Raw genomic sequence first — 12,934 nt, forward strand, 5'->3', positions numbered from 1 at the left:
ACTTCTTAAAATTTATAACTGTAACCAAATCGTACAACTTGTGTTTCGTAGTAATCACGACTGTTATAGCTAAAGCCATCGCCTTGAATCTCTTTCTTGATTACAAGTGTATTTAGGATATCTGTGGCATTAAGAAAAATTTCGCCTTTTCCTTTCTGAACCGTCTTTTTAACGCCCAAATCTATTGAGAAACGAGAGTTTATTTTTCCTTGCGGAATAATGTCTGGTGCAAGATATACGGCAGATAATTGACCACTGGTAGATTTATTTAACTGAAAAGTATTGTTCCACTTTATATTTCCAGAAAAAATCTGTTGTCTTTTCCCAAAATAGGTTGTTGGTACAGGATATAAATTGGTAACAGTAAATGCTTCTATATCATTTTGATATCCGTTTCCGTTTAAATTAAAAGAATACCAAGAGTTAATTTCTTTAGCGTATACTACTTCTATGCCTGTAGATGAGCTTCTGTTTGCATTCTGGAAAACATTATAAATAAGATTACTATCTGGCGCTGTGGTTGCTATGCGGCTTATAGTACCGTTTACAAACCGATGGTAAAGCGATGCAAATAAATAACCTTTATTAATGTTCGTTTTGTAACCAAGTTCAAATGCGCTTGTAAACTGTGGCTTTAAGGCAGGATTCCCCACTTTTATAATTTCGGCATCATCATATTTAGGAAAAATTCTAATATCTACTTCACTTGGTCTATCGACTCTACGATTATAAAAAGCCGTTATTTTATTCTTGTCATTTATTTTATAACCAAATCGAAGGCTAGGGAAGGGCTGTGTATAATCGTAACCATCACTTTTGTATGTAGGATGGTTGGGATTTACGTCATATTGTAACTTAACATATTCGACACGTAAACCAGCTTCGGCTTCGATTTTATTATTTTCGAATATATAGTTTCCGTACAATGCCGGAATAATTTCTTTGTAGGTTGCCCAACCACCAGCATTTGGATCCAAAGGAGAATTTATACCAGGGAAAAATTGCATATTGGTAGGGATTTCTCTGTTTCGGAATTTTAATCCAGTTTCAAAACGACCGTATTTTAAAGGCTGAATATAATCGACATTTATATCGATTACTTTTTCATCAGATAGTAGTTTAAAGGAATCTTTTCCTGTAAAGGTGGGCATAATATTATCAAAGAAATACTTCTCGTCTTCTCTGTGATAGGTGTAATTAATTCCTGCGTTTAATTTATGACCAGCTTCTTTAAATTTATGTTGGTAGGATGCCGAAACCATTGCTGTTGTTTTTAATTCATCTTCTAGAAATTGCCATAATCGTAAACGTTCCGAATAGTCTTGATTAAAAAAAGGTTCATCGCCATTATCAATAATCTTTTCGCTCCCAAACATACCTGAGAATGCAAATGTATTTTGCTCATTATAATTCCAATCAAGTCCAGTTTTAATAGTTGTAAAATGGGTATTGCGATTTCTCTTTGTTTGCTGGTTTATAATAGTACCATCATCATAAGTTCGGGTAACAAACTCATTTTTATTGAGCGTTTCGGTATATAAATAATCGGCTTGTAAGTAGGCGTTAATTTTGTTTTTGCGATAATTTAGCGAAAGCGAAGGATTAATTTTTGGTGTAACCTGGTATTGTGGTCGTATGGTTGGCAAATTAGCTTTACGTTCCCATAAAGAACCATATCCAGATGCAATACCTATTTTTCCGTTAAAACCTTCTTGTTTATTCTTTTTGTAAATAATATTAATAATTCCTGCATTACCATTGGCATCAAATTTAGCCGAAGGATTATTTATGATTTCTATTTTCTCTATTGCTGATGCAGGAATATTGTCCAATCCCGATTGATTACCAAAACCAGTCAACGCAGTTTGCTTCCCATCGATAAGAACCATTACTTTATCATTGCCTCTCAATTGTACTTTTCCGTCTTGTACAGTAACGCCGGGAAGACTTTGCATAGATTGTAAAACCGAACCACCACTTTGGGTAATATTATCGGCTACCGAGAAAACTTTTTTATCCATTTTAGCCGATACTTCATCGGTTTTAGATGCTTTTACAACCACTTCATTTAATGTGTTTATATCTTCCTCAAGTTCTATATTGGATAAATCAAGAAATTCAGATAATGTTCCTACATATAAGGATTGATTTTTTGTTTTATATCCTAAGAAACTAATTTCTAAGATATAATTCCCAGAGTTAATATTCGATAATGTAAAACGACCTTCTTCGTTACTAACTGTTCCTGCAATAAATGTTTGATTCTTGGATGATTTTAAAACAATATTTACATAAGGTATTGAAGTCTTTAAAGTCTTATCCTTTATTATTCCAGATATGGTAACCGTTTTGGTTTGTGCTGTTACTTTTGTAGCTATAAATAGAGCCAGAGCAAGCAACAAAATTATTTTTGCTTTCATTTTATATGGTATTCAATGATTTGTTTTGCCAAAAAAATAGGCAAATAGATTCCTTTGCTAGTTATAGATGATTACTCTATATAGCATTTGTAAATTCTGTTTTTAAAAATGTGTTTCAGTTAAAAATGTATCAGGACTAGGGAGATTCTGATACGTTCTCTAGACGAAAGATGTAGGTTATTCGTCGATTTCTTTTACGAAATTTCCTTTATGGTCAAATCGTATATCTTTTTTATAGATTTCTACATCATAAAAAACTTTGCCGTTTGCGTCTTTAACTTTAGAGACTTCTTTAACTTTTTTGCGACGGTAATTAACTTTAACGTATGGCAAAACACTATTAGGCAAATCATCTTTCGTTATTTTTATTTCGGTTTCGATGAGGTTTCCAGAAGGATCTAATAAAGCAAATTGTTCTTGTTTTTCATAAATAAATGAGGCTTCGTAATTATCCTTTTCTTTTTCCCATTTTATATTTGTTGCATCTGGAAATTTTATTAAAACAGTCGATTTTACAATTCCAGGAACATCTTTTGGGTCTAAATCCTGAGCCTGTGCCATTGCAAAAGCCGAAGTTAGTATTGCAAAAAGTGTTAGTATTGAGGTTTTCATATTTTTTTATTTTTTGATTGATGAATATCTACTTCAAAATTACTCTTGGAATCTGTAGGAAGTTTGAATTTTTAGAATTTAACGGTAAAACGATGCAAATTATTTTCGAATGCGTAGTCTATTTTCCAATGACTTATTTCAGTTATTTTCTTTATAATCGCCATTCCTAGTCCGTTGCCTTGTGATGAAGGATTTGATTTAGAAAAACGATTGAATAATTTATCGACAACCAATGGTGTTTCCTGACCAGTATTTAAAAACGTAATAGAATCGCCAGTAATTATAATGCTAATTTTTCCGTTTTTAATATTGTGTCTAATAGCATTAAGAAACAAATTATTAATAAGTACTTCTGTTAGCGATGGATTTCCTTCTATTTTTAGTTTTTCGGTATATTCGATAACAATGTTGAGGTTTTTAGCCTTTGCCTGTTCTGTAAAGAAATCGAGATGCTTTTTTAAATACTCATTTATAACAATAGGTTGCTTGTCGAGATAATTTTCGTTTTCAATTTTAGATAATAACAAAAGATTTTTATTAAGTCTATTAAGCCTGGAAACATCTTTGTTTAGAGAACTTAAAACCTCCGATTGTTCTTGGGTTATATCAAGCTGAAAAAGGGTATCAATTTTTGTCTGAAAAAGTGCCAATGGGGTTTGTAACTCATGTGCAGCATTCTCGACAAATTCTCTCTGATTGTTATAAATATCAGTATTTTTTTCGATAAGACGATTAAGACTTTTATTAAGACGGTCAAATTCTTCTACATCAGTATCCATAAAACGAGGGGTCTTATTTTTGTCTATTTCAAATCCTTGAATTTGGTCTAGCGTATCGTAAAATGGTTTCCAAAGTTTTCTGGACGAAATTTTGGTAATGATTAATATCCCTAAAAGTAAAATGATAATTACAACGAGAAATAACATAGCAATGCTAGTTACTAAATCTTCAGTCTCTATCAGGTTAATTCTTCCTATGTAAGTGTATGGTTGTCCATTTATTATAATTGGAGCATTAAGTTCTCTGTAAGGTTCATTTTCATTTTCTAGTTCATCAAAATAAACTTTATTAAAAATGGTGTCTTTAACAGCAATATGAGATGGAATAATTTGAACGTTTCGATTGTATTTATTCCATAAAGCGATGTCTTTGTTATCAAATTTTGATAACTCATTTTTTAAGAATTCATCCTTATGCAAAGTGAGCGTTTCATCGGTTTCCTCCAGGTACAATCGCTCGGTAATGTAGTAAAAAACAGGAACTGATATTAACAGTATAAAAACTGAAAATATCAAAAAACTGGTCGTTGTTTTATTTAAAAGTTTCTTATTCATTATCCCATTTATATCCTAAACCATACACCGTTTTTATATAATCGCCACTTCCTGCATTGTTTAGTTTCTTTTTTAAGTTTTTTATATGCGCGTAAACAAAATCATGATTGTCGAGCATATCCGCCATATCTCCCGAAAGATGTTCGGCTATAGCACCTTTGGATAGTACCTTGGTTTCATTACCAATTAAAAATAGTAATAAGTCTATTTCTTTTTTTGTGATATCTAGTCTGGTATTGTTTACTGTGACAGTTTTAGAAAGAATATCAATGACAATTTCATTAAAGATAACATTATTATTTCCTTTAAAGTTTTTACGTCTAATAAGCGCTTGAATTCGTACTAGTAATTCAGATAAATGAAATGGTTTAGTCAAATAATCATCGGCTCCAAGGTTAAAACCTTCAATTCGGGTATCCAGTGTTTCTTTGGCAGAAATAATAATAACGCCTTCGGTTTTATTTCTTTTTTTTAATTCTTTTAAGATGTCAAAACCATCTCCATCAGGAAGCATCAAGTCTAATAATACACAATCGTAATCATAAGCATTGATTTTATCAAGAGCATCTTTGTATGTTCCAGATGTCTCACAATGAATACCATTGGGCTTAAAATAGCTTTTTATACTTGCAGCTATTTCTAATTCGTCTTCTATTATTAAAATTTTCATACTGCAATTTACTAATTCAATTTTGAATGAAATCTGAATTTATAAATTTGCTTGGTTTTTAATAAAGAAAATATGTTTCATTTTTTATTAATATTCCTTAACATCGGCTATTAAAAATGATTTGCCAGATGGAATCACTTTTATATCTCTTTTATAACTTGTTTTAAAAGTAAGATCTTTAATTATGGTTTCAAAAACAAAGCCTTTGTCTTTTATTACATATAATAATTTGCAGCTAGATACTTTTATTTTTCCATAATCTTGTGTTGGAACAAGAAAACCATTCATGCCAACATATTTGGTGTCAAATTTACTTTTCCATTTCTTTTTAAAAGACTCCTCTGTTAGTCCATTATCATACTCAATATTTATGGCATCACTTTTATACTGAGCATAGGTTTTGGTTGTCATATCACTCATTTCATAAGTGTCTTTATTAAAATTGGTTTCAATAGTTTTTATCAACCATTTTTTTGCATTTTCCTGATTTTGACTTTCTACTTTTTGCTTATTAGCTGCATTATTTATTGTAGCATTTGATGGAGATATTAATCCTTTATTAGATTGTGCATTTCCATTTAAAGTTATCGTCATGGCTGATAGTAATAGGAATGTAAATCTTAGCGTACTAATCTTGTGCATTGTTTTTTTGTTTTTAGATATTTTATAATGTTCTTATTAAAACAGGCTCTGTTCTATTCTTTGCTTTAAGTGATTTCTTGTAAATCATATAAAAAAATATTTTTCCTTTTCTTTCGTAAATATTGACTTGACGCGCCTGATTTTTGGTCAAAAAAACCGAAGTTATAAATTAATAAGACTTTTTGGGATAAATTAAAGAATTAAATTTTTATTTTTTTAGATGGAAAATACTAACTATTTAAAACGCAAATTTTTAGTTTTTTTTGGAGATTTTAGGCAAATTATGTTCCATTTTAGAAAATGAAACATACTTATTTGAGAAAAATAGGCTGATTAAAAAAGTAAGATTAATTTTAGGATTGTAATTATTTTATTGCCCCAAACGGAATTACATTTTAATAATCAAAATCAAAAATTATGAAACATTTCAGTCTATTATTTGTTGTTTTTTTAGTGTCGATGGGAGTGAAAGCCCAAGACGCAAATTCTTTTTCCCTTAACCTATACGGAGGATATACTTTTTCTGATAAAGTATCGTATTATAATTCCTCTGGAGAAGTAGGTGATGGATTTGAGTATGGTGCTGGTTTTGAGTATTTTATTACAAAGAACGCTTCTGTCGAATTAAAATATTTAAGACAGCAGGTTGATTTACCTATATACATATTAGGAAATCAAATTAATGCAGGTGATGATAAATCAACTTTTAATTTTATTCTTGGTGAAGGAACTTATTATTTTGATACAGGTTCATCTAATGTTTCTCCTTATTTAGGAGGTGGTCTTGGAGTTGCAATTGTCCAAATACCAAGAAATGGTAGCGATACTAATTTTGCATGGGATGTTAAAGCTGGTGTAAAACTAAGAACAAGTTCATTACTATCAATAAACCTAAATGCCTATTTGCAATCTGTGAGCACTGCGGTAGGAAATAGCTATTATTGGACATATTATTATGGTCCGGTAGCTGTAACCGATTATGTAGCTTCGTATCAGTTTGGATTAGGAGCTGTATTTAGCTTCAATTTTAAATAAGAACAGAATCTTTTACAAGATAAATTAAAAGCATCCATGATTGGGTGCTTTTTTCATTTAGAACGATTTACCATTAAGGAATTTAACCGCAGAGTTCACAAAGGATTACGCAAAGGTCGCAAAGCGCAAAGTAAAAAAATCCTTTTAATCTGTGGCAAAATTTTAACCGCAGAGTTCGCAAAGGATTACGCAAAGTTTCTTAGTGCCTTAGAACCTTAGTTTCTTAGAACCTTATAAAGAATGAGCCTTATAAAGAAAGAACCTTTAAAATTAATTGCACTTTACTATCTTTGGCTATCATAATTATTTATATCTAAAAACGGTTTTGAAAAATACTCTTTTGTTTCTTTTTCTGGTTATTGTATGCTTTCCTGCTTATGCTGAAAACAGAGCCGATTCGGTATTTGTAAAACTGAATTTAGCATTAAAGAACAAGCAGAAATATGTTGAGTTAAAGGAAGAGCGTATTGCTAATTTCAAAAAGATAAAATCGACTGACTTAACGGATTATCAAGAGTATAATTACAACAAGAGTTTATACAAAGAATACCAAAAATTTGATTCAGATTCGGCTATTTTTTATGTAAAAAAGAATCTGAAGATTGCCAATGAACTTCATAAAAAAGATTTAGAAGAAACGGCTCAATTGCAATTAGCAAATCTATATTCTTCATCGGGGAGATACCGCGAGTCTGAAGAAATTTTAAAAGGCATAAACAAAAAGCAATTATCCCCCCAATTACTTCCAGATTACTATGAAGGATATCGTGAGTTTTTCTCGCATTATTCGACCAATAGTTATAATCCGATGTATGTAGAACAGGTTATAAAGTATCGCGATTCATTATTGGCAATACTAAATCCGCAATCGCTGAAATACAAGATCAATCTAGCCGAAAAGAATATTTCTGAAGGAAGAATTGATAGTACAGAGAAAGATTTGATAAAATTATTGAAAGAAACAAATGATGATAATCCGCAATATGCCATGATTGCTTATCTTTTGGGAAGTATCAATAAAAAGAAAGAGAATCTGGAATTAAAGAAAATATATTACGCAATCTCTGCTACTGCGGATTTAAAAAACTCTATAAAAGACAATGCTTCTATCCAGGAATTGGCATTAGTTTATTACGAATTAGGAGATGTAGATACGGCTTATAAATTAACAAGATCGGCTATCGAAGATGCTATTTTTTGTAATGTACAATTCCGTACGCTACAAATGTCCGAAGTATATTCGATTATCAATACTGCCTATTTAGAGAAAGAAGCCAAAAGCAAAAGTCAATTGCAATTGTACCTTTTATTTATAAGCATACTTTCTGTTTTTCTTGTTGTGGCTGTAATCTATGTTTACAAACAGATGAAAAGAGTTTCGAGAATAAAAGAAGAACTTTCGAAAACAAGCGAAGAACTGGTAAAGCTAAATGCAGATATTAGTAACACAAATAATCAGTTGCAAGAAAGAAACGCTCAATTATCAGAATCTAATCATATTAAAGAAGAGTACATCGCGCATTTTTTTAGTCTTTGTTCTACTTACATCAATAAACTAGAAAATTACCGTATTACCCTAAACAAGAAGGCTACCGCCAAACAGTTTGATGAGTTATATAAAATTTTAAAATCAACCACCTTGGTCGATAATGAACTCGAAGAGTTGTACAAGAACTTTGATACTATCTTTTTAAATCTATATCCCACTTTTGTAAAAGACTTTAATTCTTTGCTTATAAAAGAAGAACAAATTGTACTTAAGCAGGGCGAATTATTAAATACCGAACTACGAATTTTTGCACTAATACGTCTTGGTATTAGTGATAGTGTAAAAATTGCAGCTTTTCTTCGTTACTCATTAAGCACCATTTACAATTATCGTACAAGGGCGAGAAATAAGGCTGCAGTTTCTCGTAATGATTTTGAAGAAATGGTTATGAAAATTGGCTTAATTGTAGCCAAAACGCAATAATTTATTTTAAATCTACTACTTTTTTTGTGCTATAAAATTAGTTAACTATCTATTAATTAGTTGCTTATGTTTTGAATTCACTACTTTTCTATAATAAGACTTCTTATGTAAACTATAACGTTTTAGTTTTACAATATTAATTATAGGAATCTTAGTTTAAGATTAGCTAGAATTTAAGTTTAGTCTTTATATTAAAATAAATAAGTAGTTATGTTTAGAAACATTAAAGCAGTTGTTGTTTTGCTTTTATTGGGTTCATTCGGAATGAATGCACAAAATAAAGTGCCAGTTTATCTAGATGATAAAAAGCCAATTCAGGAACGTGTAGAGGATGCACTTGCGAGAATGACATTAGAAGAAAAAATAGCAATGGTTCATGCGCAATCAAAATTTAGTTCGCCTGGAGTACCACGTTTAGGAATTCCTGATTTCTGGATGACCGATGGTCCTCATGGTATTCGCCCAGAAGTTTTATGGGATGAATGGGATCAGGCAGGATGGACAAATGATTCTTGTATTGCATTTCCTGCGCTTACAGCTCTTGCAGCAACCTGGAACAAAGAAATGTCTGCATTATACGGAAAATCTATAGGTGAGGAAGCTCGTTACCGTAATAAAAATGTTTTATTAGGACCTGGAGTAAATATTTACAGATCACCACTTAACGGGCGTAATTTTGAATACATGGGCGAAGATCCGTTTTTGGCTTCAAAAATGGTTGTGCCTTACATTAAAGGTGTTCAGGAAAACGGAGTTGCAGCTTGTGTAAAACATTTTGCATTAAATAATCAGGAAACAAATCGTCATACAGTAAATGTAAATGTAGATGATCGTGCTTTGTACGAAATCTATTTACCAGCATTTAAAGCAGCAGTTCAAGAAGGAGATGCTTGGACAATTATGGGGTCTTACAATAAATACAAAGGACAACCTAACTGCCACAATGAGTTTTTGTTAAACGATATTCTTAGAGGAGAATGGGGGTTTAAAGGAGCTGTTGTTGCCGATTGGGGAGGCGTTAGTAATACCGAACAAGCAATTACAAATGGTCTGGACATGGAATTCGGAACATGGACAAATGGTTTATCTGCAGGAACAAGCAATGCATATGATAACTATTATTTGGCAAAACCATACCTGAATTTAATAAAATCAGGAAAAGTAGGAACGAAAGAATTAGATCAAAAAATACGTAACATACTTCGATTGGCATTCCTTACAACAATGGATAGAAACAAACCTTTTGGTTCGTTTGGAACAGAAGAGCATGGTCTTGCAGGTCGTAAAATTGCCGAAGAAGGAATTGTTTTATTGCAAAACAAAAATAATATATTGCCAATTAATCTTAACAAAACTAAGAAAATTGCAGTTATTGGAGAAAATGCAATCAAGATGATGACAGTAGGAGGTGGTAGTTCATCTTTGAAAGCAAAATATGAAATTTCGCCCCTTGATGGTTTAAAGAAAAGAATCGGATCTCAAGCTGAAATTACGTACGCTCGTGGATATGTAGGAGATGCAGAAAGTAGTTATAACGGAGTTGCATCTGGGCAAGATTTATCAGAAAAACGTTCGGCAGAACAATTATTAGCAGAAGCTATAGATGTTGCTAAAAAGGCCGACATTGTATTGTTTATTGGTGGATTAAACAAAAGTAATCATCAAGATGCTGAAGGTGTAGATCGTTTGTCATTAGACCTTCCGTACAATCAGGATAAAATTGTAACTGAATTGCTTAAAGCAAATAAAAACCTTGTATTTGTAAATATTTCTGGAAATGCAGTAGCAATGCCGTGGGTAAACGAAGTACCAGGAATTGTACAAGGATGGTTTTTAGGATCAGAAACAGGTAATGCTTTGGCATCAATTTTAGTTGGAGATACTAATCCATCAGGAAAATTACCATTTACTTTCCCAGTAAAATTAAAAGACAATGGAGCACACGCTTTAGGAGAATTTCCTGGAGGTCCAGAAGTTACTTATAACGAAAGTATATTTGTAGGATACCGTTGGGCAGATAAGCAAAAAGTAAAACCTTTGTTCAGCTTCGGACACGGATTAAGCTACACTACTTTTCAATACGGAAATGTTACCGCTAGCGCGAAAGAAATAACGGCTGCAGATAAAATTACATTTACTGTAAAAGTGAAAAATACAGGAACCAAAGATGGTTCAGAAACGGTTCAGTTATACATAAGTGATTTAAAATCTTCTTTACCACGTCCTATCAAAGAATTGAAAGGATTTGAAAAAGTAAGCTTAAAAGCTGGAGAAGAAAAAACAGTTTCAATTACAGTAGATAAAGCTGCTTTAAGCTTTTTCGACCCTGTTAAACATGACTGGGTTGCAGAACCTGGTGATTTTGAGGCATTAATTGGAGCTTCTTCTACAGACGTTAAAACGAAAGTGAAATTTAAATTAAAATAGTTCACTAAAGATGCTTTTGGAGCTTAATAATTAGGGCTTCAATGGTTGGTTAGTTAGTTTGCATGATCCCGATTACTTTTTGTAATCGGGATTTTTTTGTGCCTTAAATTAAGTAAGTCTGTTGCATATTTTAAAATGCAACAGAATTCGCAGGTTTAAATAGGATAGGTTAAAAAGTAAAATTAATTTTAAGGTTTGAGAGTTTAATTATAAAACGTAACTTGTAAGAAATTTTTTAATTTAATTAAGTTAGTCACATAATTTTTTTAATAATTGATGTTTCGAGAATATTTATTAATTACAAAGTATATAATTTTGCTTTGTATTAAATTCCAAAACTTATGAAAAACTTTACTATTACACTTTTTATAATTTGCTTATTTATAGCATGCAAGAAAGAGGAAAAAAAAGAGGGAAAGGCAAAAGAAACAGTTGCTGTTGCCGATGATAATACCATCATAGAAGCAGCTGAAGCAGCCTATTTATATGGATTACCATTAGTAATAATGGATATTACCCGAAGACAATTAACTAATACTGAGGTGCCAAATAATGTAGTAGCACCCATGAACCAGTTTAGTCATAAATCGGCGTTTCCTGATGCAACCCTTAAAAATGGTTTATATCCTAATGCCGACACCTATTATTCATCAGCTTGGCTAGATTTAGGCAAAGGGCCTGTGGTGCTTTCTGTTCCAGATACATATGGTAGATATTACCAACTTTCTATGGAGGATGCTTATACAAATGTATTCTCCTCTGTGGGCAAAAGAACAACAGGAACAACTGCGGCAAATTTTTTAATAACAGGACCAAAATCTAATGAGCCTGTTCCTATAGGAATGGAGGAGATTAAATCACCAACCAATATAGTTCGTGTTATTAGCAGAATCCAGATGAATAGTTATGTCGATGGACTAAAGGTTTACAAACTACAACGCTTATACAAACTTATACCTTTAAGTAGTTGGGGAGCAGATTATATTGCACCAATAGGAAAAATCGATTCATCGGTACCAAAAGGTACGCCAACAGAAATTGTTTCGAAAATACCTATCGGAGAGTTTTTTAATTATGTAAATCAGTTAATGGCAAATAATCCGCCAAAAGAAGCAGATGCCGAAACAATAAAATTGCTTGCAACGATAGGAATTAAACCAGGAACAAAATTCAATTTAAGTTCCTTTAATAGTTCAGTACAAGCTGCTTTAAGAGGACTTCCGGAGAAAATATTAGGAGACTTAGATAAAGACATTAAATCGCCACCAAAGCTCGAAAATGGATGGAGTCCAATAGATACAAAAATAGGAGTATTTGGAACCGATTATAAACGCAGAGCCGAGGTTGCATACTCAGGATTAGAAATTAATCTTCCGCAAGATTTAATTTACTCATTTTGTATAAATGACGAAGATGGTGAAAAACTTAATGGCGCTAATAAATATACAATTCACTTTAATAAAGAACAGGTTCCATTGGCAAATGCTTTCTGGTCATTAACAGCCTATGACTCTAAAGGATTATTCGCGGCAGGCAATCCGATGAATCGTTTTACGATAGGTAATCGTGATAAGTTAATTAGAAACGCAGATGGTTCAATAGATATCTATTTTCAGAGATCATATCCAGGGAAAATCAGAGAAAGTAATTGGTTGCCAGTATCATCAGGAGATTTTAATATCGTATTGCGCGTATATTCTCCAAATGAACAAATGCTAAAAGGCAAATGGGAGATACCAGCAATTAAAAAAATAGTTCCAATTGTACCAGCAACAGATGTAGTAGCAACAGTTGAATAATTAGTTTTAGGAACAAAATGATA

The 12,934-nt window shown here is 32.0% G+C and carries 9 protein-coding genes; 4 read left to right on the forward strand and 5 right to left on the reverse strand.

The genetic code is table 11. The features are described 5' to 3' along the window. Positions 1-5 precede the first annotated feature (5 nt). The 5 genes from ACJ6WR_RS20815 to ACJ6WR_RS20835 form a co-directional block, all read right to left on the reverse strand. Entirely contained in the window at positions 6-2,420 is a 2,415-nt protein-coding gene (locus ACJ6WR_RS20815; RefSeq protein ID WP_409416367.1) for a TonB-dependent receptor domain-containing protein, read from the reverse strand. A gap of 177 nt (positions 2,421-2,597) precedes the next feature. Further along, positions 2,598-3,032: a PepSY-like domain-containing protein gene (locus ACJ6WR_RS20820; RefSeq protein ID WP_052250122.1), complete on the reverse strand. Its 435-nt coding sequence runs from the start codon at positions 3,030-3,032 to the stop codon at positions 2,598-2,600. Positions 3,033-3,103: 71 nt separating this feature from the next. After that, positions 3,104-4,366, reverse strand: a complete 1,263-nt coding sequence (locus ACJ6WR_RS20825; protein ID WP_086895032.1) for a sensor histidine kinase — start codon at positions 4,364-4,366, stop codon at positions 3,104-3,106. Further along, a complete protein-coding gene (locus tag ACJ6WR_RS20830; protein ID WP_039115732.1) occupies positions 4,359-5,036 on the reverse strand; it encodes a response regulator transcription factor in 678 nt (225 codons plus the stop codon). Before ACJ6WR_RS20830 ends, ACJ6WR_RS20825 begins: the two co-directional genes overlap by 8 nt. Positions 5,037-5,123: 87 nt before the next feature. Then, positions 5,124-5,678: a hypothetical protein gene (locus tag ACJ6WR_RS20835; RefSeq protein ID WP_409416368.1), complete on the reverse strand. Its 555-nt coding sequence runs from the start codon at positions 5,676-5,678 to the stop codon at positions 5,124-5,126. Between the two features lie 417 nt (positions 5,679-6,095). Here ACJ6WR_RS20835 and ACJ6WR_RS20840 point away from each other — a divergent pair, with 417 nt between their 5' ends. From ACJ6WR_RS20840 to ACJ6WR_RS20855, 4 genes are all read left to right on the forward strand, one after another. Beyond that, entirely contained in the window at positions 6,096-6,713 is a 618-nt protein-coding gene (locus tag ACJ6WR_RS20840) for an outer membrane beta-barrel protein (protein ID WP_039115730.1), read from the forward strand. A 325-nt stretch (positions 6,714-7,038) separates the two neighbouring features. Further along, a complete protein-coding gene (locus ACJ6WR_RS20845; RefSeq protein ID WP_409416369.1) occupies positions 7,039-8,685 on the forward strand; it encodes a DUF6377 domain-containing protein in 1,647 nt (548 codons plus the stop codon). 210 nt (positions 8,686-8,895) lie between these two features. Further along, on the forward strand, positions 8,896-11,112 hold the full coding sequence (locus ACJ6WR_RS20850) for a glycoside hydrolase family 3 C-terminal domain-containing protein (RefSeq protein WP_409416370.1): 2,217 nt from the start codon (positions 8,896-8,898) through the stop codon (positions 11,110-11,112). A gap of 341 nt (positions 11,113-11,453) precedes the next feature. Beyond that, the gene (locus tag ACJ6WR_RS20855; RefSeq protein WP_409416371.1) at positions 11,454-12,911 is read left to right on the forward strand and encodes a DUF1254 domain-containing protein; all 1,458 of its coding nucleotides are present in this window, start codon (positions 11,454-11,456) and stop codon (positions 12,909-12,911) included. Positions 12,912-12,934: the final 23 nt, after the last annotated feature.

Origin of the sequence: Flavobacterium sp. PS2, assembly GCF_046250155.1 — a bacterium.
In the GTDB taxonomy this organism is placed as follows: domain Bacteria; phylum Bacteroidota; class Bacteroidia; order Flavobacteriales; family Flavobacteriaceae; genus Flavobacterium.

What these genes read in the sequence shown, in the direction of transcription:
- ACJ6WR_RS20850 (WP_409416370.1), top strand. Translation starts at nt 8,896, where the DNA reads ATGTTTAGAAACATTAAAGCAGTTGTTGTTTTGCTTTTATTGGGTTCA.
- ACJ6WR_RS20830 (WP_039115732.1), bottom strand. Translation starts at nt 5,036, where the DNA reads ATGAAAATTTTAATAATAGAAGACGAATTAGAAATAGCTGCAAGTATA.
- ACJ6WR_RS20820 (WP_052250122.1), bottom strand. Translation starts at nt 3,032, where the DNA reads ATGAAAACCTCAATACTAACACTTTTTGCAATACTAACTTCGGCTTTT.
- ACJ6WR_RS20815 (WP_409416367.1), bottom strand. Translation starts at nt 2,420, where the DNA reads ATGAAAGCAAAAATAATTTTGTTGCTTGCTCTGGCTCTATTTATAGCT.
- ACJ6WR_RS20835 (WP_409416368.1), bottom strand. Translation starts at nt 5,678, where the DNA reads ATGCACAAGATTAGTACGCTAAGATTTACATTCCTATTACTATCAGCC.
- ACJ6WR_RS20840 (WP_039115730.1), top strand. Translation starts at nt 6,096, where the DNA reads ATGAAACATTTCAGTCTATTATTTGTTGTTTTTTTAGTGTCGATGGGA.
- ACJ6WR_RS20855 (WP_409416371.1), top strand. Translation starts at nt 11,454, where the DNA reads ATGAAAAACTTTACTATTACACTTTTTATAATTTGCTTATTTATAGCA.
- ACJ6WR_RS20825 (WP_086895032.1), bottom strand. Translation starts at nt 4,366, where the DNA reads ATGAATAAGAAACTTTTAAATAAAACAACGACCAGTTTTTTGATATTT.